Below are 23,070 nucleotides of genomic sequence, written 5' to 3'. Positions count from 1 at the left end.
TGGGGCAAGAGGGGTGGAGAATCCACCCCTCTGTTTTATCATCGATAACCAAGCTGTACTGTCTCTTCCACGATGTCTACATTGCTCTTGTCAACAATCGACGGTCCGGTGAGAATATCTTCGTGCGGGATCAAACCAAATTCTTTGTACAGGTACAGAAAAACTATTGGCAGATAACCCTGCAGATACTGCTGCTGATCGATTGTAAAGACGACAACGCCTCTTTTGATGGCATCGGTTATCTTCGTTGTTAGATCAATAGCACCTATCTTGACCTTGCCAGAGAGATTTTCTTCTTCAACAAGCTGTATCGCAGGATGTGCACCAAGAGGTCCGAGTGTGAATATAGCATTCGTATCTGGATATTTTGTCAGATAACTTTTGAGCAAAGTCAAAGCCTTTGTTGGATCTGTCGTGATATCGAGTTTTTCTACAGGTATCTTCTTTTCGGCCAGTACATCTGTAATACCTTTTGCCCTTGCTTCAAGTCCAGCATGACCTGGTTCATGAATTGCTATGACAGCCCGTTTGGGTGTGAATTCCTGAAGCATTCTCCTTGCAGCGTAAACACCGGCTAAGTATTCATTCATACCTACATAGCACAGATATGGGATCTTTTCTTCGGCAGGTCTGTCGTCTGGAACGTTGATTGCAACTACAGGTATACCCATTTGGATTGCTTTTCTGAGCGGCTCGTCCAGAGCAACTGGATTTGTGATTGTAACAACAAGTCCATCCGGTTTCTTGACTATTGCAGAATTCACAAGATCGATGAATTCTTTGAGAGAGAATTTCTCCGGACCGAGATATACAGCATCGACCCCAAATTTGGCTGCCGCATCTTTGACACCTTTCATGACAACTCCCCAGAATGGATCAGCCGGACCTCCATGTGATACGACATAGAATGTGTAACCAAAAGCAGCGACAAATGCCATAACAACCAGTAAAAGCGTTGCCAGTTTCCTCACATATATCCCCCCTAATATGAAGGCGCTCGCGGCGCCTTCATAATCACCACATATTCCCCAAACTGTATATACTCCTCCAGCCTGGTTCAAAAGGTTTTTTCAACACGGCATCCAGTTCCTCTTTGGGTCTCTGAGACAGTTCATTGGCTGGTGGGAGTTTACCTGCCGGATAATTGGTCATGATATCGTTGACGAGCTTTTCCAGATAATCAAGTAGTGCTTCTACTCCTTCTTTAGCTTTATCCGCACTTGCTTTGGTTGCCTTTCCCACAACCCCCTCTGGATATGCCGCGACCTCGATCGGTCCTCCACCGACATGTCCGTACCACGCGATCGCCCTGTGCAGTAAATTACCAGCCTTGTCAATATGACCCTCTGGCATATAACCACGAGGAGTTGTGTCAACAGCCCATTCCTGGTGGCAGAACTCTGGAAACAGAGCAAGACTCCAAGATGTCTCGACTTCATCGGCGTGGATGAAATTCGTCTCGTACGGTCCACCGTCTTTTTTGAGTTTGAACTTATCCTGAATGGCGTGATACCAGTTCACGTTGAAAATCATCGCCGGGACCTGGAAAATCTTTGCAAATTTGTGTATTGCGACTGGTATGACAAATTCCTGACCGTGGCCATTCAACAAAATCTGTTTTCTGAATCCCGCGTTCCAGAAACCAGCGATAATACTGACAAGAAGATCTATGAATGCCTCGTCTTTTACTGGAACTGTTCCTGGCATGCCTATGTGGTGGTATGGATGAAAGCCGTACCAGACTGGCTCTGCAACAGTACAACCTGTTTTGAGAGCCACCTGTTCTGCCATCCTCGTTATCAAAAATGTATCTTCCCCGGTTGGTGCGTTCGGACCGTGATTTTCAGTACTTCCAACGGGAATGATTATCAAATCGCATTTTTTAACCCTTTCCTCGATTTCTTTCATCGTCATGGTTTGATAATAAACACCAGATGGTTTTTCCATGTGTCCTTCTTTTGGTGGTATCTGCCATTTTGACATTTCTACCCCTCCAATCTCACGTGTGCCTGACCGCTCTCAACAGCTCTGTAGCAAGCATCAATGATCTTTATGACTTTCACCCCATCACTCACATTGACAGGTGGAATCTTGTGTTCTTTGAGGCAGTCGATGAAAAGTCTGTTTTCGGTTATGTATCCCCATTTTTCTTTGAAATCCACCTTGGTAAAATCATGACTCTCAACTTCTTTCCCTAAACCCTTGCAGAAATGCACTCTTTCCATTTCTTCATTTGTCAGCATTACATGTTCACCGTACACTTCTACTCTTTCGAACGGAATCATCCAGCTTGCATGGGCACAGGATGTGAAAGTGCCAATGATTCCATTTTTCATCTTCATGGCTATTGACCAGTCATCGATATCTGGATAAACGCTCTTTTTACCCAAAACGTACATTTCCTCGACATCTCCAAAGAGCCAGCGAGCCATATCGAAAAGATGTAGTGTGCTTTCAAAGAGAAATCCCCCTGTGTAAGATCTGTCTGAGGTCCATGGCGGGTTGAGCAGTTCTCCTCTGTTCATTTTTATCTGGAATGAATATGGTTTTACAACCCCATTTTCTATCTTCTCTTTCATGAAAGTGTACACGTGTGCAAATCTCCTGTTGTGACCAACCTGAAAGACCGCACCTGTTTCTTTCACCTTTTTTTCCAGCGCCAAGGCATCGTTCAAGGAAATAGTCATTGGCTTTTCACAGAACACATTTAAACCAATTTCCAGTGCATTCATTGCGTATTCAAAGTGTGTCCTGTTCGGCGAAGTGATGTATACAGCATTCACACCCTCATCTTTCATCTGCTTCAAATTTTCAAAAACCTTTGCTTTGAATCTCTCTGCAACTGACTTTGCTCTATTTTTATCAACATCCATTACTCCAGTGATTTCAACATCTTTGAATGTCGAGAGTATCTCAAGGTGCACCTGTCCTATGAAACCACTTCCAACCACTCCGATTTTGACCTTTTCCATAAAACCACCTCAAGGATTGAGCATCGTTACTTTGACAAGTTCTTTGTCGGTTTGCAATTTCTTTATGTAATCAGGTATCTCCTCAAGCTTCACAGTTTTGGAGATAATCTTGGTCATATCCATTCCTGCCGCCATAAGACTTATGACCCTGGGGAAATTTCCGTGTCCAGAATGACCTTGAGAACCGACTATCTGGGCGCGCCTTACCTGGAAAATCTCACCAGTCACGGGAATCTTCGCGTCTGCCCTTGCTACTATCACAACTGTGGCATTCACACCCCTCGCCCTCCAGATGGTTTCCTCGATATCTTTCCAGACGATTTGAGGCAGTCCCGTGGCTTCCAAGTAAATCTTCGCTCCCATGCCGTTCGTACTGTCAAGAACAGCATCAACGAAATTTTCTTTGGTTGGGTCTATTACTACATCTGCTCCCAGTTCTTTTGCGAGTTTTCTTCTTGTTTCCGATGGTTCTGAAAGTATTACCTTGGCGCCACCGGCTCTTTTTAGTACCGCAACAGCTGCAAGCCCTATGGGTCCTCCTCCAAGAACAACAACGTTGTCCCCCGGTCTTATTCCTCCTCCTCTTTCGATAACGGCATTGTAAGCAACAGAGGTAGGTTCAACAAGGCTACCTGCTAAAAACAGTTTGTCGCCACTGTAATTGCTTTCAAGTTCTCTCAAACTCCACAGATATTTTGCATCGGATATCACATATCTTGCAAAAGCACCATCGATGTCAAAACCAATTTCATGCAGGTTTTCACAGTGGTTTGGATAACCATCAGCGCATGGCCTGCAGTGGCCGCACCAGAACATTTCTTCAGAAGTTACCGGCTCACCGGGCTCGAATCTTTTGTTCGTTCTTCTGTTTATAGCTTCCTTTCCTGCATCAACAACAATTCCTGAAAATTCATGACCAAGTGTCACCGGAAATCCGGTTAAACCCGGATAGAGCATATAACCATCCCGATCTGCCTGTGCCATGTGAACATCACTTCCACAGATTCCACAGGCTTTCACCTGAATCAATACTTCTGTCGGCTTTTTGATCACAGGTTCTGAAACTTCCTCGACAACAACCTGTGGATAACGCCAGACTTTACTACCAAGCCAGCAAACCTTTCCCTCAACATCTTTTGGACCAAGCTTGAACCCCGGTCTTGGATCCCACTTAGCATGCAATCTTACGGCTTTCATTTTCATCCCTCCCACCTTTCCATCATAAGTCTACCTACAATTAACACAGTTGACAAATTTGAAAATCGGCGTTCAAAAGGTTTTATGATGTTTTATCATTTTCTTGCTCTTTCTTTTTTGTGTTTTCTCATTCTTTCATGTGGTTTTGTATAATTTCGAATTTGACTTTCGTAATTCAAGCTGATAGGATTCAAATGGATGGATGATTTTGTTCACTGAAGAGAGAAGAAATGTGATTCTCGACCTTTTACGAAAAAAAGGAAAAGTAACTGTCAATGAACTGACCAAACAACTAAAAGTGAGCAGTGTAACAATAAGAAAAGATCTCGATTTTTTAGAGGCAAATGGTTCGATAGTCAGAACCCATGGAGGAGCAATCTTGCCGGATCACTCACGCTCTGAATGGAATTTTCTCAAGAAAATACACCAGCGAGAAAATGAAAAGAAAAGAATAGCAAAGAAAATCGTTTCTCTGATTGAAGATGGTGATACAGTCATACTCGACAGCAGCAGTACCAATTACTATGTCACCTTCGAACTGAGAAAATCAGATCTGTCGATGATAACCGTTGTCACCAACAACGTGTTCATAGCGAGCAAGCTCATAGAACTTGGCATTGAAGTGCTCGTCCTCGGTGGTGTTGTCAGGGAAAACAGTCTGTCTCTTGTGGGACCGTGGGCTTTGAGGTTTTTAGAAGAAATCAGCGTTGATAAAGCGTTTCTTGGTACAACAGGTTTTTCAGTTGAAAAAGGGTTCATGACGCCGAGTGTTGTCGAAGCAGACGTAAAAAAGGCAATGATAAGAAGTGCTTCGAAAGTGTACATCGTGACAGACTCGACAAAATTCAACCGGAATGCTTTTGCTTCATTCGCTCTACCAGAGGACATAGATGGAGTGATAACAGATGAAAACATACCGAAAGAATTCGAAGCATTCCTTCTTGAGAAAGGTGTTCAGGTTTACAAAGTATGAAGGGAGATGAAAATCTTGAGAAGACATGCTGAATCTATTCTCAAAGAATTTAAGAGATTAACAGAAAACAAATTCGAGATCTATACCGATTCAGTTCACCAGATGGATTCTTCTGTTTTCTTCATGTGCAGAGGAAAAGATAAAAAACAACTCGTGGTAGCCGGTAAAAAAGGTATATGTGAAAAATTCCAAGCAAACAAAATCGGTGAGATAGAAAATCTCGATGTGATACTCTGCGAGCTTTCAGACAAAAACTGCGGTGTAATCAGAGAACTGCTTGATCTCAACCCAAAAAGATGCAGTAAGAAAACTTCATTCGGTTTTGGCGACAGGCTTGGAATAGCCACACCTGCACATGCCACTGCTGCAAAAAACCATGATATCTTCCCGATTTTTGCCCAGCAATCTGTGAGAGAACTCTCAAGAACTGAAAGAACCTTCAAAAGCGTTCTTAACAGTGCCATTTGGGGTGTATTTGAGAGCGGATATACCAAAGACTTTGGTGCCGATGCAGATCATGTTAAACAGATCGAAGATCTTATGAACGCGGCGCACGAAGGATACAGTATGTACACATTGGATCCATCAGACCACGTGAAAGACATAAGTAAAATGAGCCAGAAACAGGTTGCCGAGTTTTACCAGTCTCACCCGAAACGAAGGGAAATCGAAGCAAAATATGTGAACAAAACTTTCAACCTATCAAAACAAAAACTCATCATGGACGAAGAGAGCTTTTTAAAGATCTTTGTCACCTACATCGATGTGATAGAACACGTTGTCAGGTGCTACGATGCACTCAGAAGTGTAAAAAAAGACTTCGACCTTGAAGTTTCAATCGATGAAACATCAACACCGACGACTCCATTGGCTCACATATTCATCGTACAGGAACTGAGAAGAAGAGGTGTGGATTTTCAAACCCTTGCTCCAAGGTTTGTCGGGCAGTGGCAAAAAGGCATAGATTACGTGGGTGATCTTTCGGATCTTGAGAAAGAAATAGAAATTCACAGTGAAATTGCCAGAGTTTTATCTGGTTACAAACTTTCATTGCACTCAGGAAGCGATAAATTCAGCGTGTATCCGATTTTTGCACGTTACACCGAAGGCAATTTACACATCAAAACCGCAGGAACAAGCTATTTGCAGGCAATCAAAGTGATAGCCGTGAAAGATGCTTCCCTTTACAGACAGATACACAAATACGCCCTTACGCGCTTTGAAGCAGATAGAGCATCATATCACGTGACAACTGATCTGGATAAAATACCTGATGTCGACAAAATGAGCGACGCAGATCTTGTGAAACTGTTGCAAATGCCAGATGCCCGCCAGTTAATTCACATAACATACGGTTCTATTCTCACGGCAAAGGAATCGGGAAATTATCTTTTCAAAGACCGCATCTTCAGGATACTCTTTGATAACGAAAAATTGCACTATGAATTTGTCAAAAATCACATGCAAAAACATCTTGACAAACTGAGCGAAAGGGGTGTTCAGGATGAATGAAGCTTACAAATTGTTCAGTCTGGATGGAAAAGTCGTGGTGATAACAGGTGGTGCAGGCATTCTTGGTTCTGCAATAGGCAGGGGTTTAGCAAGGTTTGGTGCGAGGATCGCTGTCTGCGACATCAAAAATTTTGATAACGTTGCCGGACAGATGCAGCAGGATGGTTTTGTCGCCAAAGGTTATTACATGGATGTTCTGAATATCGAGAGCATCAGAAAAGTCTGCGATGAAATCTTAAAAGATTTTGGTAAGGTAGATGTTTTGCTCAATGCTGCAGGAGGAAACATGCCACAGGCAACGACATCAGCCGAGCTGAGCTTTTTTGATCTGCCATTAGACGCTCTGCAAAAAGTGGTTGCACTGAATTTGTTCGGTGGAGCTATCCTTCCATCTCAGGTATTTGGTAAACTCATGGCAAAAAGAGAAGAAGGCGGCTCAATAATAAACATTTCTTCGATGGCTGCTTTCAGACCATTGACGCGCACGATAGGGTATTCTGCGGCAAAGGCTGCTGTGAGCAATTTCACACAGTGGCTTGCCGTTCACCTTGCTATGGAATACAACAAAAATCTCAGAGTCAATGCCATCGCACCGGGATTTTTCCTGACACAGCAAAACAGGTATCTGCTGCTCGACGAACAGGGCAATCTCACACCAAGAGGGAAGGCGATAATAGATCACACACCTATGGGCAGATTTGGTGACCCGGATGATCTCATCGGCGTATGTGTATGGCTCTGTTCAGAAGCTTCAAAATTTGTAACTGGCGCAGTCATACCGATAGATGGCGGTTTCAATGCATACTCTGGAGTATGAAGAGGGTGTGGAAATGGAATTTATTGAGAATCTTTCAGGTGGACTTTCTGAAAAAAAACTATCTGAACTTGTTGAAAAAATTTTGCCAGACAGAAAACTTGAAAAAGTACTTTTGATACACCCAGATTACACGCGTCAGGATTTTTCAGACAAACTGGTCCCACTGCTGTTTGAAAAGCTCAAAAAAAGAGGATTGAAGACCTTTCACACTCTGAATGCAAGTGGAACACACCGGGCGATGAGTGAAAAAGAGATTAGGAAAAAACTCGGGCTTTACCAGGAAGAATTTACCTTTTTTAACCACGAGTACGCTAACCCAGATGCACTCACAACCGTTGGGCTGTTGAGCAAAGAGTTCGTGAGCGAAAAGACCATGGGTGATCTTGAAGAACCATTACCGGTGACGCTGAACAAACTGTTCTTTGAAAAGTACGATTTGATAATCGTTCTGAGCGGAACCTCACCCCATGAATCTACAGGCTTTTCCGGTGGTTTAAAATCCATAGTACCGGGTATCGCTGGACCGGATGTGGTGGGTTTATTCCACTGGGCAGCCGTGCTGATAGGCATCCCAAGAATCATAGGTTCTGTGGACAATCCGGCAAGAGACGTCATCAACCAAGCCTGCAAAATTGCCTTTGAAAAAGTCAGATCACCAGTTCTATTTTTGAACATGGTGTATGAAGAAACAGACGACGGGATACTCGCAAAGGGACTTTACGCAGACTTTGACTTTGAGGGGTCTTTGAGAGCTTACAAACAGGCAGTGAGAGCAAGCCAGCAGATTCACATAATTTATCTGAAAAAACCCGTGAAAGTGGCGGTGCAGGTAATTGGAGAAAACTACGACGAAATATGGACAGCAGGGAAAGGTTCATACAAACTCCAAAAACCCGGCGTTCTTGCACCGAATGGAGAAATCATAATCTATGCACCACACATAAAAATCTTTCATTCAAATGCACAGATGGACAGATCTATACGTGAGATTGGATATCACTGCAAGGGTTATGTCAAGGAATTTTTGAAAAAACATCCAAAATTTGATCTCAACGTGGCAGCACATGTGATAAATGTCAGAGGTGACGGCACCTTTGATGCCTCAACAGGAAAGGAAGAATTCGCTTTCACCGTGACCCTTGCAACCTCTATACCAAAAAAAGAATGCGAAGCAGTCGGCTTAGCCTACCGTGATCCAAAATCTATAAGAAAAGAAGATTTCAAATCAGACGACTGCCTCTGGATCGAACATGGTGGAAAATTTCTGTACGATCTGAAGAGGGAGGCATGAATGTGAAAAACGTTGTTATTGCTCAATCGGGAGGTCCAACTTCTGTCATAAACAACAGCTTGCGCGGTGCGATCGAAACCTTTATGGAAAGCGGTAAAGTTGGAAAAATCTACGGTGCAAAGATGGGTATACTGGGAGTTTTGAATGAAGAACTCATAGACATAACTGCACAGGACCCAAAGCAGATAAGACTGCTTGAAAAAACGCCATCGGCAGGGGTTATAGGAAGCTGCCGCTACAAAATCAAATCACAGGAAGATCTTGAAAGAATAGTTGAGGTTTTCAAAGCTCATAATGTTGGTTATTTTCTCTACTGCGGTGGAGAAGATTCAATGGATACAGCAAACAAAGTGAGCCTGCTCGCCCGCGAAAAAGGACTTGAAGTGATCTGCGTTGGTATCCCGAAAACCATAGACAACGACCTTGGTGGAAAGCTCCAGGAAGATGGTACTTTCGCTATATGCGACCACGATCCTGGCTATGGAAGCGTGGCAAGAAACACAGCCATAAATGTGCTCGAAGCGAACGAAGAAAACAAAGCAAGCTACACATCTGATCCAGTTTTGGTGATAGGTGTCATGGGTAGAAAAATGGGTTTCATCACGGCTTCCGCCAGGCTCGCCGACCCCGAAAGACAACTGCCACTTTTGATAATACTCCCCGAAGCGCTTTCACAGGATGACTACAGATCAAACCTCGAATACATCACCGAGAAAGTCAATGAAATGCTGAAAATCCACAAAAGATGCATTGTGATAATAGGTGAAGGTGTGAATGTCGGAGATCTGGGAATACTCAAAGACAGTTTTGGACATGCGCAGTTCAGTGCCGCTGAAAAAAGTGCAGAACAGGTCCTTGCAAACTATCTGAACGGTCTTGACAGGAAGGATGAAAAAGGCAGGGCAAGAAGCAGATTGGTCGTCCCGGGCATAGCAAGATACGAAAAGCCAGGAACGAGGCAGAGAAGGGAAATCGCCTATGTCTCCGAGGTGGATTTGAAAGAAGCCTATGAAGTTGGTGCCTTTGCCGCAAAACTCGCTTTGAATGGCGAGACAGGCTATATGGCAACGATCATCAGAACCAAAGCAGAAAAATACCAGGTTCAATACTCAAAAGTACCGTTGAATGTCGTAGCCAATAGCGCAAGAGAATTTCCAAGAGAGTGGATCAGTGAAAACAAAGTCGATGTAACAGATGACTTTGTAAAATGGGCAATGCCCTTAATAGGTGGACCATTACCGGAATTTGCCCGTTTCAAAGAAATACTCGCACCAAAACTGTGTCCACCTTACACTCCCGCGGGCTTAAGACATCAAGGAGCGTGAAGACCAATGTATACCAGATTGACGCACAAGGAGCTGAAAGAAAAACCCAAAGAACAGCTTTTGAATTTCAAAAGAACCAAGAAATTTCTCATCGCAATTGACACGGATGGATGCGTCACAGACAACATGAACGGCAAACAGATTCTGATCTTTCACCCGCATTTTATGGAATTCTATAATCTGTGGGAAATCGAATCTTACTACAGGGAAATAGCAGAGTACTACAACCTGTTTTCAGAACACAGAGGATGCAACAGATTCATCGCAATCCAGCTCATTCTCCATGCTCTTTATGAAAGAAACGACGTACAGCAGATTGTAAAGCAAAAGAACATAAAACTTCCAGATTTAAAAATCGTTGAAGATTTCATAGAGTACGCCAGAAAAAACAACTTAGGGCTTGGAAACCAGACCTTGGAAAAATACATAAATGAAGAAAAACCGAAAGCCTTTGGTCTGTACAAACTGCTCGGCTGGAGCGAAGCGGTTAACAGAACCTTTCCACACATTTCTGCGCAGATACCTCCGTTTGACGGCGTGGAACAGGCAGTGAAGCTGATGGCACAGCATGCAGACATCATAGTTGTCTCACAGACACCGTACGATGATCTTGCAGATTATTGGGAAAAGTACAACCTTTCTCAATACATATCACTCATAGCAGGACAGGAGATGGGTACAAAAGCCCAGCACATAGAGCTCGCTAAAAAGGTCGGAGGTTATAAGGATGACGAGGTTCTCATGATAGGTGATGCGATAGGAGATTTGAAAGCCGTCAAATCCAACAATGGGCTATTTTACCCGATCATACCCGGTGAGGAAGAAAAATCCTGGCATGAATTTGAAACAGCATTTGAAAAATTTATCAAAAACGAATATGTTGGAAAATTTGAACAGGATCTTGTGGAAAAATTCAACAGAATACTTTCACAAAAAGAACCCTGGAATCAACCAGATTACGATCACATCGAACATTACAGAAAATACCAGAATTTGAGGATACAACTGTACAAAAGATTCAATCCAGATGGAAGATTGCTTGTAATTTAGCCGTTTGGGCAACAGGTCAGATCCATGCTTGTAAAAAAAACTGCCCCCTTGCGGGGGCAGTCATCTAAATTTTTGGATCAACTAACCTACCCATGAAAAGGATTAAATCGTTTGTTTTATCGTATATAAAGAAAATAAAAGGTTTATCTGCTTTGAATACCTTTGACATACTCAGCCCTTTACCCACAATTATAACGGCTGTTGCCGCAGCCGCTTCTGTACCTTCTTCGTTCACCTCTATGAACGACTGATGAATCACATCGTGGATCTTGAGCGTGCGTGTACCGTCCATTTTTGAAAAGTCCGCCGCTGCATCTGTAAAAGCATCAACCATTTTCATACTCATAAGCGGTTCCTTCAGATATGTTCTGTACTCTATTTTGAACTTTGGAAGATAAATATCCACTTCTTCTTGCTTAAAGTTTTTTATCCATCCTTTTAAAAGGTCCAAAGAAAGATCTTTCTCTAACTGGTCTAAGCTCTTTTTTGGAAGTACAATTATCATCGAGATCTTTTCTCCAGCGTAGGGTAATTCAAGAACCTGAGCTGACTGATCTTCTGTGTAGTTAGTTGTAGTATTTTTGAACATCATGTCCACTTCAACGCTTTTGTCTTTGGTGATATAAAACGGTGCTTTTCGAGTCAAAGAAGGATCAAATGGTTTAAGCCACATTCCTTTGAAATATATGGCATTTACCAGAATGAGCCTTGTTAGTTGGTCTATATCATCTGGCTGGATGATCTCTTTGATCTTGCCATTTGTTTTTTCCTCGACCCATTTGTTGATCTGCTGCCTTGCTTTTTCTGTTTCTCTCTTAAAATCCACGTAGTTCAATCCAGCTTGGTAGTATTTCTGCACCTGCTCGAGAAATTCTTTTAGGAAGATGTAATCCTCTTGAGCCCACAGAGAATTGGCAACAGCCAGCTTGTAATTGTCATTCGGCTGGTTTAAAGATTCAATCAACTGTGAAAAACCAGTGTGCAGTGACTCATCATCAAGATCAAAGTAAAGAGTTTTTTTCATCTGTAAAGCAGTGTTACCATTCGCACCGATATAGGTCATTGCCAGAGCCGAACTGATACTGAAAGGAGAAATGAACATATTTCCAGGTTTTTTCACCAGCATCTTGTAAAGATCAATTCCAAAAAGATTGCTTGAATTGGCAACCGAGCCAAAACCTACAACTGCAATAAGACCAGTTATACACACCAGCAGGAAAAATCTATTCATTTTCACCGCCTCCCGACTCAATGTAAAATATTATATCCTATTTTTTCAAATGCAACAGCGGGAGACCTGAAAAATTAGACCTATGCCAATATACGAAGACAGATCTGTCCGGCACAAGCTTGTCCAGTATATATAATACGGAAAACAAAAATCACCGATCATGAAAAAATGCCGTTTTCATGGTATTTTGAGACAACTTTTCAAAGAAAATACTTTGATAAAGCCCCCTGTGGAACTTATTTGAGACTAACTCAACTTGATTCTTTCTGCAGTACGAATTTGCGCATGGATTCTTTTGCCAGTCTGTCAACCAGGTTGTTATATTCATCATCTTTATGAGCTTCTACCTTGCGAAACCTCGGCTTAACTTTTTTGGTGAGCTCCTGCAACTGTCTTACAAAACTATACATAGACGGCGGAGATTTTCTATATCCAAAAGCAAGAAACGGCAGTTCATTGTAATCGTGAACAATCACAGGATTTTCAATACCGTTCTTTTTGCAGTATTCAAGTGATTTTATCACCGCTATTATCTCTGCTATCGTTGAGCTTCCTCTTTTCAAAACAAATGCATCTGAGAACTGCTGAACCGTGTGATCTTCCACGACGCAAAAGGCATACCCCAGAACATTGGTCTGATTTGAATAAGAACCATCTGTGTAGATGGTCATTCATCCCCCTCCTTGCGTTTGTCTTCTTTTTTCAATTCCTTTTGATCCACTTTCTCGATGATCCCGCCGCACTTGTCGCAAACAAGCTGTTTCCCAGACAGCTCAGCCGCAGAATAATAAATCTGCCCGCAGTTTTTGCACCTGTAGTAAAAGATCATCACCCCCAAATCATGCTGTCATTTTGTTCTCTGTGACATTGCTGTTGGATAGTTTTGAGCACAAGTTCATTATCTGGACCAGCAGAATGTCTGATTGTTTCAACAGATCCATTCCCCTGTACTGTAAATTATAAAGGTCTTCAAAAAGCTGGCTTGCATATTCTTCCGAATTTTGTTCGACCATCTTTATTCTCTCTTGAAGAATTTTGAGCATCAAGTCCATTGACTGACCTGCGTTTTGAATAGATTCGGCATACATGCCAAGCAACTTAAAAAACTCACCCATTGTAAATTTTCCTCCTTTCATTTGAGTTTCACTTAAATCTTCAAGCACCTCCTTGATGTCTTCTTCAACATTTTCGATCTTCAGAGCTTTTCCAGGCTCAACCACCTCCATAAGTTGAGATAATTCCTCCACAGTATGCTTGGCAATCAGCTGATAGCCACTTAAAGCTGCGTTGGCAAAGCCAAAGCATTCGACTATCAGATTTCTTTTTAACAGAGTATCTTTAATCGAAAGCCATCCTTCGAAGATTACAAGGTATTTTTCTTGAACGATTTCTATCTGCTCTATCTTCGCAGTTACTCTGTATCTGTCTGGTGTGAAAGGTTCAAAAAAGTTAAGTGTGATTTTCCATGCTGGAGCACGATATTTGTCTATCATCTGTAGATCATTGAAAAGTCTTGCAAAATCATTGTCGTGAAGCCATACAAGTTCTTCGTATGTTAATTTGTCGACTTTCTTCAAGGTCTCACCTTCAAGAACACCACAAATTTCTTGATGATTCCAAGGCAATCTTCCAGTGCTTTCTCGTAGCTGTCGAATTCTTTGACCTCTGTGAAAACCATTGATTTACCCACGATTTTTATTGGCTCACCCATGAACTCCTGTGAAAGAGCTTGCATTTTTTCTTCCAGTTTTTTATTCTCGAAGAGTACTTCTCTATGTATAACGACATCTGATTCATTTTCATCTAAAGTAGTATTTGATTCATCTATAAAAGCATTTGAATCATCCTCTACAACTGGAGAGTCTTCCTGTGACTTAGGGTTTCCTAACTGCAGTAAAAGTCTAAATGGCGTCAATGTAACCTCAACTGGCCTAAGTGACCATCGACTGTCGTTTTTAATCAGTTCCCAGTTTATCTCTTCGTCCAAGATTGCAGGCACTCCTTCGTATTCCCATTTCAACAGCCATTTTTCACCTTTCTGCTCAATCTCAAAGGTAGCGGCATCTCCTCCAAGCGGATAAAGGTGTATGCTTTTAGTTCTCGTACTTTCTGTAACCTTTTTTGCCGTCTCGTAGATCAGTTTTGAAGCTGACATCATGTCCAGGTTTCTTTTTTCCTCAACCACTTTGTAGTCATCAGAATCATTCTCCTTTTTGAATAGAATCACAAAAGACTTGTGGTCAACAATGTTGGAAATGATTCTGAATTTGCAGTCCCCACCTTCAATTCGCATTTCAACGTCATAGTACTCTTCCATAACCCTTCACCTCCCAATGATAAATTGATCCAGTTTGAAATAATTTTCTGACAGTTTCACCTTAGAAAGAAAAAGGCGGTTTTTCAACCGCCACAAGATCTGTAAAGCCTTATCTATTTGATGCTCTTTCATGATTTTCCAAATTATATAAGGCAGTGAACTTGTGCCACTACTTTTTAGAACTTAGCCTAAAGTAAAACCACGCACAACTGTGCTTGATAAATGACAGTTTTTCACTTGACAAGGAGGTCAAAGAGTATAATGGAGCAGAAAAAATAGGTAAGGCTGGAAAGGAGGGGGCAAATGAAAAGATACTGGCGAATCTTTTTCTGGGCGGCAATTATCGCGGGAATTTCCACCATTGTCCCTGCACCGGCAAGCAAAGTTTCTTTGCTGGGATACCGTGCCCACTGTTCATTCACTCCTGTGAGCACGATCATATGCTTTGTAGCAGCGTGGTTTTTTAGACGGCGGGAAAAGAAAAAGGTAGATTGACCTCCTCCCAATTTCCTAAATGGGATAGGATTCCCATTAAGGAGATTAGGCTTCCCGCTTCAACATGGTGTGACTTACCAGAATATAGGGATTGCCCCTAAATATCTTGGCAGTGGTCTCCCACTCCACGGGCTTTAATTCGGACCGGTCCAGCCCTAATGCTTTTAACATATTACTACTTTTATTATACACATTCATCACCAGAATAACTTAAGCCATTCATCACAATCCCATAAATGGAATGTGCTTTCTGGCTTGTTTTTTTGTAAGATTTGAAACAATCACAAACAAAAGGCGGTTTTGCAACCGCCTTCAAAACAAAATGATGGTTTTTTAAGACCATTTACTATCAGTTACCTTTTTTAAACCTGCCATAACCATAATTTGTTTTCGAACCTATTCCATAACTGCTTATCATATCAACAAAGCTCGTTTTTATCTTTGAACTGAGCTCTGAAGATATTCTATCTATTGAGATCACAGTGAACCTAAATACGCCTTCCGTCAACGTTAAGTAAACCACAGGAACAGGATTATACCAGTCATTTGGTATTTCTCCATCCATATAGTATCTTTGAAAATGGTTGTTCACTACATCCAGCCCAAATTTTAGCCCTGATGTAGGAAAAGCATCCAGAAAAAGAACACTTCCACAAACATTTTCCGGATCTTGGCTTATATCTTGTCCAAAAATGGTCTTATACTCCTCTTTACTGAAGATTTCTTTCTCAAAACAATAATGTGAAAAACATCCTTTGAGAGCAGAAGATGGAATTATTGGAACCCCGTAGTTTCTGGAAAAGGTCATTCCAACTTCAAGTATGCTTGGAGAGCCACTACCAACAAGTAATCTGCTATCAAGCTCAAGTTCAATATCGAATATCACCCTGTCCTTGAGTTTTTCTTTTAGATAATCCCTTTGCTCTTTCATATAAGGCATTACTTCTCCTGTATATGTTTTTCTTATTTTTTCAACTTTTTGAAGTATTTTAGCTGTGATTTTCTCTCTATCGCCATCTTCCAGATAATCTCTAAACAACATGAAAGTGTATTTATCCCAATAAAGACTGAAATTCTTGCTGTCTGGAGGATTAGAACTCATGGTCAGTCACCACCTAAGAGTATCTCAGAATATCTTTTTAACCATTTTATGCAATCTAAAGCCGCTATTTGAATCTGTAAGTATTTTTCCTGAGTTATACTGCCATTTATGATTTCATTCATAGAAAACTTATCTGAACCGATTTTGATTCTTATAAGTTGTTCAAGATGATCAACAACTTCTTGAGGTCCTTTCTTCTTGGTGAATAATATTGCACCAAGCAGACCATTTTGTACTACAAGGCTTCCAAGTCCTCTGACAGTTCGAAGATATTCTTCCTTTTTATCATCACGTATCGAAACTATAAGCTCTACTGCTTTTTTTGCAACTTCAATCATAAATCCACCACCTTCAGGCTTACCAGACCCTTACCCAGGGTTTCTTTTCCACCTATTGAAATCACTTTATTTTTTAAAACTTCTTCAAGTGATTTCAGCTCGTTCTCTTTCGAATATACTGTTTCTCTTGCTGTGAAATACATAATTGTATCTTGCGGTAGATACTCTTCATACCAAAGAGCACCTGTTTCGACTATTCCTTTTTCGTGGTTTATTCTCACTCTTGGTATCACATTAGTCATTGTTTCCACAATTTGTGAGAACACTTTGTCATTAACCAGCACAATATCCTTTCTGAGTTTATCTTTTATGTACCTTATATCGCTGACTTTTTCGCTGATTTTTTCAGCGAACTCGGACAACCAGTCACATTTTTTAGCAGTTAATTTTATATCTTCAAGCCAAACATGAAATTGATTGTACTGATCGTCCGACACAAAAGCTTCAGAATCACTTATATGTGTTTTTTCTATAGATTCAATCAAGAGACCTCGAGACGGAAAATTTTTCAAAAACCTGATGAGCACGAGTGGACAGCTAACCCAGACAAAGAGTCTTTCAGGATTTCTAACTGGAAAGAGAAGTATTTTGGCTTCAGAAAAAGCAACAGCTCCTGGCTTTGTTTCTTGTCTTTCGTCTGGTTCACTACCAAAGATTTTTTCTTTGTTCAGCTTACCATCATTTATATTTGCTCTCAGAGCACCTTTGACGCCCTGAATGATCGGGAATCTTGTCGTTCTTTCTCTCTGGATGGGAAGATCTACAACCCCGATATCCATTCCCTTGCCTGCGTGAAGCTCGGTTTCAGCATGCATTAAAAACACTTTACTCTCCATCGCTTTTCCCCCTTTCTAACTCTTAAAAGGTATATACACAAATCGTCCAAAACCAAACTGGTTGTAAAAGCTCTGTTTTATTATGTTTTCATCGTCTTCAGGAATTTTTTCAAGATAATACACCGTTCCAGGGCTTACAGCTTGACAAATTGGTTTCGGCTTTCCTGAAGCATAATCCCAGCCAGATATCGCTATTTTTTTGCCAGCTGCTATGGCTTTGATTTTCACCTCGCCAAATCTACCTTCCTTCGGCACGATACCATTATCATAGATTGCTGGTGTTATTAGTTCTATCGCAATTTCTTTACTCTCTATTCTTTTAAATATATTGTGCGAAAACGATTCGATCTTTAAACTGCACCATCTTTGCTTTGAACCGAGAAAAACTCCATCTATTTTGGAGAGTTCCTCAACAGTTTTCTGACTGTCTGTGAGCATGAAAAAACCACCGTCTTTGAATCTGTAGAATGCCATAGTATAAATCATGCCTTCCTGTGCTTTTTTCTGCGATTTTTCCAGAGCAACACCCAGCTTAGACTCGATTTCAAAATTTTCAGGATTGCAGAGGACAAAACTTTCTCCTGACTGAAGCTTTATAAGTTCCCGTGCTTCTATGTATTTTTCTTCAGCTTCCTGGACATTATCATACTCAGGTATCCAGGCTAGTCCTAACTTTAAATCATCTAATTCTACTTCTGTGTCAAAGTACCGCATTATTTTATAAACTGAACCATGCTTATAAACATTCTTGGGAGCAGGAAAGTAATGTTTTTTTTCACCATGTTGCTCTGAATAAAGAAAAGGTCCAAAGAGTCTTATCATTCCCGGATCATTTTCATCGCCTATTTTCTCAATAAGATCCCGTGAAAGATCTACTTTCTGGTGGTAATTCAGTTTTACACCATACTTTTTTAGCAGTGCCGTTCTGACAGCTCCGTAAAATGGAAAGGGGGAAGGAAAAACTGATTTTACCGTATCTCCTGGATTGAATCTGCGGTTTTCTCTGAAAGCCAGCCAATCTTCTGGTTGAAAGTAGACAGCATATAATTCATTCATGCTTTTTCACCCCTCTTTGTGAACCGAACAGCCAGCAATAAATCAATGGCTCTGCTTAGATAGTTCACTTTTCCGCCAGATAGGGTAGCCATGAATTTCTTTATTTGCAATGTTAATTGCTTGAACTCATCTGATCCTTTATTCTTAGCATCAGATTTCTTCATAATGTAATCGATCAGATCTTCAAGATGTTCATCCTTCAGTATTTGCAGATCTTCTGGACGGAACTTGTAAAGACTCCTACTGGATAATCCGACCTTTTCTGATTTTTCGTTTATATCAATAGCTGTGGATATCACGTCTATATCATCCACATCCCACTTTGAACCGATTTCCGCAACTTGCCCTGAGCGACGCACAATGTATATTCCAAACGCATTTCTTGAAAGTTTTTCTTTTGCGTAATGTTCAGCATTTCTCGCAAGTTGTATACCAATTCTCAGTGGACTTTTGTGATGAATTATAGCTATACCAGCACTCATAGAAACGCTCTTCCCCATCATAATCGTATAAGGCTTACCGTTTACAAAAAGCATTTCATCTTTGAACTCATATTCGGTATTCTCTATTTTTAATCTCTCGTGCCAAATTCCGCTGTACATTTTTCGTAATTTATTAGCACACTCCAGAACCTTATCTGCTGGTAGTATGGCAAGGACATCATCTCCACCGGCATATATGAGCATTCCTTTGTATTCTTCTTCAACAACATGTCTGACAAAACAAGAAAATATTCCAAGCGTCCTTGAAATAGCTTTATGATACGATGGGGTGACAAAACAATGGCGCAGATCTTGGTCTATAACAATCTGGGTTAAACTCTCTCTTACCTTCGAATGAATAACATTTTCAGCCATTGGTGCCTTGTCACCAGAAATCCACTTACCCATGTTATCTCCATCCATCATGAGTATTGCAATATACTTATTTCTATCGAAATTTTCGTTTTGCTTTGCAATCTCTTCAGTTGATTCGTATCTTATATCTTCTATGCCAAGAATTTTTTTCAGCACCCTTTTGGTAGCATTCAATGTTCCAAGTAAATCTCTGTTTTCTTCGTCTTTTTGTTTATCGATTACTTCCACGCACGCTCTTACGTAATCACCGAAATCATCGGCGTTTCTTTGATTATTGAGTTGTGCATCACTCATATAACCCTTGAAATATCTAATAATCTTTATGGCATTCATCTTAGAAATAAGCATTTTGTATATGTATTTGTAAAATGTCCCGGCATTAGAAGAGTACCCCCCATATTTCGAAATCTTATCAATCAGATCCTTGTACAATTTGAAATCTGGGCTCTGTGAGATATGTATCATGGTTTCTTGCAAAACTGTTTGATCATTTACCAGATTAACCTGGGTAGCATTTATAGTTGGAAAAAGGTCAATTTGCCTTTCAAATTCCTGTTTGTTTATCTGATATTTCTGAAGTTCTCTCAGGGCATTTTCCGCTATTTTTCTCCATTCTTGCTTGATCCTGTCTTTGCAAACCTTTATAATCTCGTGAGATCTATTAGATGGTAAAATGGCAAGCACGACATTTGGCAGTGAAGCAATTTTTTCATGCATCTGGGGAATGGGACTTTGGTTCAAGAGTTTTACCTGGAGTTTTTCAAGGGTTTTATAAACAAATCTGTTTCCTCTTAGGTATGGGTATATTACTGAATCAAAACCAAGTTCACAACCTATGTGTTCGATAGCTTGATAGATCAAATAGGACAGTAAATAACTTCCAGCCCACAGATCAACAGTTTTTCTTGCCTGAGAAATTATTTCCTGCACAGGACCTATGGAAATCATTACCAAAGAAGCATTAACCTGCTGGCTTTCAATGCAGGATCTTATTGCGGCGGTTGAATCGACATGATCAATTATGGAATGATTTGGAATTCTTGTATCAGCAGGCAGGAATTGTGAGATATCCATGATATTTGGAAGTTCCCACCAGAGCGCGTGATAAAACTTTACGTCATCTTTGTTTTGACTTCGCAATTTCATGATATCGTTCATCAGTTTTTCCACATATTTTTGTTGATCTATGCTTGAGTAATTTATTTTTAATTTGCTTGCAGAAAGTGGGTGGATAAAATACGCCAGCTCGCTTAGACTAACTCTGATCTGTGGACCAAAACGTTCAAATGGAATAGGAAATCTGTCAAAAGCACTAGCAACTTTGTCTTCTTCACTGCCTCCCTGCGTTTTTTCTATACCGATACTCTTACAGATTTCTTCAACCAGATCTTCGTGCGATTTTATATCAAAAACTTTGGTTAAAGGATCATGTAAAAGCGCCGAAATTTTTTTCTGCCAAAAAGTCATCTGCGTCAATGGTTTCTACCCCCCTTTTCATTTTTCTTAATTTTCTCATCCAATTCATCAAAAGTAGTTGTTAGTTTTGCTTTAAAATCACTCGAGATATCATAAATCAGTTGTTCATCACTGGTAAGCTTACTTTTGAGCAGCAATCCATAAGCCGCCCAGTGTTGACCGGATTTGTTTATGATAATTTTCAAAGGAGAAGGTTTTCTGCCCCTGTCGTTTTCTTCCCCTGGAACTTTTGGGTAAAATGTTATTTTTTCAACTCTGGATTTCAATTTTTGATATTGTAAAGGCATACCAAGGATAGCTGGAGAAATCTCTACTTCCTTCAAGCGTCCTTCAAGACACTCAATCAGATCTTTAACGGCATCGCGGTTTGAATTTTCTTTCTGATTGATTTTCTGATTCATTTTTCTGAGACTGTATTTGAGCTGTCTGTACCAGCCCCTGTTGCTTCTACTTAAGTAATAAAGCCTTGACATAACTTCGGACCATTCTGTCCCTGTTTCTAAAAGACCGTAAAATTCAAACGCGCCTTCTGCCAGGCTCGGAAATTCAGGAACAGAACTTTTACCAAGTACAATCAATTTGTCTTTATCATTTTCATTTATGTAATCAATTAAAGCCTTTTCTGCTTGTTTGATCAATTCTTCTATTTTTTCCTTACTTACATATTCCCCTCTGTGAAAATCTTTGTCATTTATTATCTCAAACTGCCCAAAACCTTTTGTTGTCTTTGCACCAAAACCAGATAACACAGAAACTATTTTTAATATGGAATAAATGACATTCCATGTGTACTCGTCCTTTGTAAGAAAAACCAGTTCAAACATGCTTTGCGGCTTCAAACATTCACAAACAAAATTATCTCGTTGATTTCTTGACAAAAGGTATGTTCCATAGAGTGGATACAGAAGATCTTTCTTGTTAGTAAGTTGAGGATTTATGTTAAACCTCAACTTTTGTTTATTATTTCTGTCAAATGTTATTTCTATTTTGCCAATTGGAACTGTATCCTTTCGAGAGTATTTGACAATCAAACAAAATTCAGCCTTCTGATTTTGCGATCCAAAGATCATCGATTCTAAAAATTTCAAACCCTTATAATTTTCTTTTTTATAAATCTTCTCAAGTTCTTTTCGCCTGTCTTCATTTTTGATGTTATCAAAGTTTAATTTGTAAATATCAATTACTCTTGGTGCTATTGCGCGAAACCAGGAATGTAAAACGCCTTTGACACTCTGTGGTCTGAGTTCAAAAGAATAAATTTTGTATACCGGAGATTGATTCTCGGAAAAATCCATACTCTTTGATATGATTGGTGTTACCACTTTGCATTCAACCTGTTTACTTATCACACCTATCACACCCCCTTATTTTCCTGAAACCTTCACAAAAATTCATTCCATTCTCAATAATACTGATCCAGCCAATTGAGATTTTCTGACATAATCCACATACCCCTCAGCCAAAAAGTCATCAAAGGAAGCAGGCAGACTGAATTATCTACAGGTTTTTTGGAAAGGGAATCATTTTGATTTCGGTTATAAAAAGTGAATTTTTCTGCGACTCGATACGCGTCCGACGTTTTCGAGCTAACCGAAATCGAATGCGCACGTTTTACGATACGAATAAAACCATTACGTGATAATAAAACTTACATAAAATTTACATAATAAATTCGTAAAACATGCGCCCCTTCCAAATTTGTGCAGGCGTATATATAGATTTGCCTGCTTCCCAAGTTTTTCCACAAAAACCCTCGAGAAAAATTCTCTTTTAATAAATGAAATTAAAATGTTTCCATCTCTTTCAGAGAGTATCTTCATTCGGACATTGAAAAACTCCTCGGGAGGGAACTAACTCCCGAGGAGATTCGTTTCCATCTCTTTCAGAGAGTATCTTCATTCGGACATATTGGAGAATTTGAAGTTTCAATAAGCAAAAGTAGTTGGTTTCCATCTCTTTCAGAGAGTATCTTCATTCGGACAAAAGATACTCGACGAATACGCGAACGTAGCGCAATTCGTTGAGTTTCCATCTCTTTCAGAGAGTATCTTCATTCGGACAGGTATACAGGTTTTTCAAAGAACAAGAAATAAAGAAAAGTTTCCATCTCTTTCAGAGAGTATCTTCATTCGGACCGAATATCCGCAGAGCCCTGAGGACCGCGGAGGCTGTTGCGTTTCCATCTCTTTCAGAGAGTATCTTCATTCGGACAAGTATTAGAATTA

The 23,070-nt window shown here is 40.4% G+C and carries 22 protein-coding genes and 1 CRISPR repeat array; of the genes, 7 read left to right on the top strand and 15 right to left on the bottom strand.

The features are described 5' to 3' along the window. Positions 1-38 precede the first annotated feature (38 nt). From AC4E92_RS04420 to iolM, 4 genes are read right to left on the bottom strand one after another with little or no spacing between them, the layout of a single operon-like run. Positions 39-971: a sugar ABC transporter substrate-binding protein gene (locus AC4E92_RS04420; RefSeq protein WP_490239386.1), complete on the bottom strand. Its 933-nt coding sequence runs from the start codon at positions 969-971 to the stop codon at positions 39-41. Positions 972-1,014: 43 nt separating this feature from the next. Continuing rightward, positions 1,015-1,983 carry a 3-dehydro-scyllo-inosose hydrolase gene (gene iolN, locus AC4E92_RS04415; RefSeq protein WP_490239385.1) on the bottom strand — a complete coding sequence of 323 codons (969 nt, stop codon included), beginning with the start codon at positions 1,981-1,983 and terminating at the stop codon, positions 1,015-1,017. Between the two features lie 2 nt (positions 1,984-1,985). Next, positions 1,986-2,972 (bottom strand): Gfo/Idh/MocA family protein, encoded by a 987-nt coding sequence (locus AC4E92_RS04410; protein ID WP_490239384.1) that lies wholly within the window; start codon positions 2,970-2,972, stop codon positions 1,986-1,988. 9 nt (positions 2,973-2,981) lie between these two features. Further along, positions 2,982-4,169: a scyllo-inosose 3-dehydrogenase gene (gene iolM / locus AC4E92_RS04405; RefSeq protein WP_490239383.1), complete on the bottom strand. Its 1,188-nt coding sequence runs from the start codon at positions 4,167-4,169 to the stop codon at positions 2,982-2,984. A gap of 208 nt (positions 4,170-4,377) precedes the next feature. On the opposite strand from iolM, the gene AC4E92_RS04400 reads away from it, so the two are divergent. Genes AC4E92_RS04400 through AC4E92_RS04375 form a run of 6 tightly spaced genes read left to right on the top strand, consistent with a single transcriptional unit; the run spans position 4,378 to position 11,137 of the window. After that, complete coding sequence (locus AC4E92_RS04400; RefSeq protein WP_490239382.1) at positions 4,378-5,142, top strand: DeoR/GlpR family DNA-binding transcription regulator; 765 nt, start codon at positions 4,378-4,380, stop codon at positions 5,140-5,142. Positions 5,143-5,157: 15 nt separating this feature from the next. After that, positions 5,158-6,654 carry a tagaturonate epimerase family protein gene (locus tag AC4E92_RS04395; RefSeq protein ID WP_490239381.1) on the top strand — a complete coding sequence of 499 codons (1,497 nt, stop codon included), beginning with the start codon at positions 5,158-5,160 and terminating at the stop codon, positions 6,652-6,654. Continuing rightward, on the top strand, positions 6,647-7,471 hold the full coding sequence (locus AC4E92_RS04390) for an SDR family oxidoreductase (protein ID WP_490239380.1): 825 nt from the start codon (positions 6,647-6,649) through the stop codon (positions 7,469-7,471). Before AC4E92_RS04395 ends, AC4E92_RS04390 begins: the two co-directional genes overlap by 8 nt. Before the next feature lie 13 nt (positions 7,472-7,484). Next, entirely contained in the window at positions 7,485-8,762 is a 1,278-nt protein-coding gene (locus tag AC4E92_RS04385) for a lactate racemase domain-containing protein (protein ID WP_490239379.1), read from the top strand. 2 nt (positions 8,763-8,764) lie between these two features. Continuing rightward, positions 8,765-10,087, top strand: a complete 1,323-nt coding sequence (locus tag AC4E92_RS04380; protein ID WP_490239378.1) for a diphosphate--fructose-6-phosphate 1-phosphotransferase — start codon at positions 8,765-8,767, stop codon at positions 10,085-10,087. A 6-nt stretch (positions 10,088-10,093) separates the two neighbouring features. Next, the gene (locus tag AC4E92_RS04375; RefSeq protein WP_490239377.1) at positions 10,094-11,137 is read left to right on the top strand and encodes an HAD family hydrolase; all 1,044 of its coding nucleotides are present in this window, start codon (positions 10,094-10,096) and stop codon (positions 11,135-11,137) included. Between the two features lie 64 nt (positions 11,138-11,201). Here AC4E92_RS04375 and AC4E92_RS04370 read toward each other — a convergent pair whose 3' ends face one another. The 5 genes from AC4E92_RS04370 to AC4E92_RS04350 all read right to left on the bottom strand — a co-directional run bounded on the left by AC4E92_RS04370 (position 11,202) and on the right by AC4E92_RS04350 (position 14,685). Continuing rightward, positions 11,202-12,368, bottom strand: a complete 1,167-nt coding sequence (locus tag AC4E92_RS04370; protein ID WP_490239376.1) for a serpin family protein — start codon at positions 12,366-12,368, stop codon at positions 11,202-11,204. A 251-nt stretch (positions 12,369-12,619) separates the two neighbouring features. Further along, on the bottom strand, positions 12,620-13,039 hold the full coding sequence (locus AC4E92_RS04365) for a ribonuclease H family protein (protein ID WP_490239375.1): 420 nt from the start codon (positions 13,037-13,039) through the stop codon (positions 12,620-12,622). Beyond that, entirely contained in the window at positions 13,036-13,197 is a 162-nt protein-coding gene (locus AC4E92_RS04360) for a hypothetical protein (protein ID WP_490239374.1), read from the bottom strand. Before AC4E92_RS04360 ends, AC4E92_RS04365 begins: the two co-directional genes overlap by 4 nt. A gap of 10 nt (positions 13,198-13,207) precedes the next feature. After that, on the bottom strand, positions 13,208-13,945 hold the full coding sequence (locus AC4E92_RS04355) for a hypothetical protein (RefSeq protein ID WP_490239373.1): 738 nt from the start codon (positions 13,943-13,945) through the stop codon (positions 13,208-13,210). Further along, complete coding sequence (locus AC4E92_RS04350) at positions 13,942-14,685, bottom strand: hypothetical protein (RefSeq protein ID WP_490239372.1); 744 nt, start codon at positions 14,683-14,685, stop codon at positions 13,942-13,944. Before AC4E92_RS04350 ends, AC4E92_RS04355 begins: the two co-directional genes overlap by 4 nt. A 303-nt stretch (positions 14,686-14,988) precedes the next feature. Between AC4E92_RS04350 and AC4E92_RS04345 the strand changes: the two genes are divergently transcribed. Beyond that, positions 14,989-15,180, top strand: a complete 192-nt coding sequence (locus tag AC4E92_RS04345; RefSeq protein ID WP_490239371.1) for a hypothetical protein — start codon at positions 14,989-14,991, stop codon at positions 15,178-15,180. Positions 15,181-15,529: 349 nt separating this feature from the next. Here AC4E92_RS04345 and cmr6 read toward each other — a convergent pair whose 3' ends face one another. Genes cmr6 through cmr1 form a run of 6 tightly spaced genes read right to left on the bottom strand, consistent with a single transcriptional unit; the run spans position 15,530 to position 22,194 of the window. Beyond that, positions 15,530-16,282, bottom strand: coding sequence for a type III-B CRISPR module RAMP protein Cmr6 (cmr6, locus tag AC4E92_RS04340; protein ID WP_490239370.1), 753 nt, complete (start codon positions 16,280-16,282; stop codon positions 15,530-15,532). Between the two features lie 2 nt (positions 16,283-16,284). Beyond that, on the bottom strand, positions 16,285-16,620 hold the full coding sequence (gene cmr5 / locus AC4E92_RS04335; protein ID WP_490239369.1) for a type III-B CRISPR module-associated protein Cmr5: 336 nt from the start codon (positions 16,618-16,620) through the stop codon (positions 16,285-16,287). Continuing rightward, on the bottom strand, positions 16,617-17,456 hold the full coding sequence (gene cmr4, locus AC4E92_RS04330) for a type III-B CRISPR module RAMP protein Cmr4 (protein WP_490239368.1): 840 nt from the start codon (positions 17,454-17,456) through the stop codon (positions 16,617-16,619). The genes cmr5 and cmr4 overlap by 4 nt, the downstream gene beginning before the upstream one ends. Positions 17,457-17,471: 15 nt before the next feature. Further along, complete coding sequence (cmr3, locus tag AC4E92_RS04325) at positions 17,472-18,512, bottom strand: type III-B CRISPR module-associated protein Cmr3 (RefSeq protein WP_490239367.1); 1,041 nt, start codon at positions 18,510-18,512, stop codon at positions 17,472-17,474. Continuing rightward, a complete protein-coding gene (cas10, locus tag AC4E92_RS04320) occupies positions 18,509-20,836 on the bottom strand; it encodes a type III-B CRISPR-associated protein Cas10/Cmr2 (RefSeq protein WP_490239529.1) in 2,328 nt (775 codons plus the stop codon). Before cas10 ends, cmr3 begins: the two co-directional genes overlap by 4 nt. A 5-nt stretch (positions 20,837-20,841) precedes the next feature. Continuing rightward, positions 20,842-22,194 carry a type III-B CRISPR module RAMP protein Cmr1 gene (gene cmr1, locus AC4E92_RS04315; protein WP_490239366.1) on the bottom strand — a complete coding sequence of 451 codons (1,353 nt, stop codon included), beginning with the start codon at positions 22,192-22,194 and terminating at the stop codon, positions 20,842-20,844. A gap of 441 nt (positions 22,195-22,635) precedes the next feature. Next, a CRISPR array of direct repeats spans positions 22,636-23,057; the repeat unit is 37 nt; unit sequence GTTTCCATCTCTTTCAGAGAGTATCTTCATTCGGACA. Between the last annotated feature and the right edge of the window lie 13 nt (positions 23,058-23,070).

It is taken from the genome of Pseudothermotoga sp., assembly GCF_031962025.1.
Lineage (GTDB): Bacteria > Thermotogota > Thermotogae > Thermotogales > DSM-5069 > Pseudothermotoga_B.
Note: the sequence above shows the minus strand (reverse complement) of the source record. Positions and strands in the feature narration are given on the sequence as shown.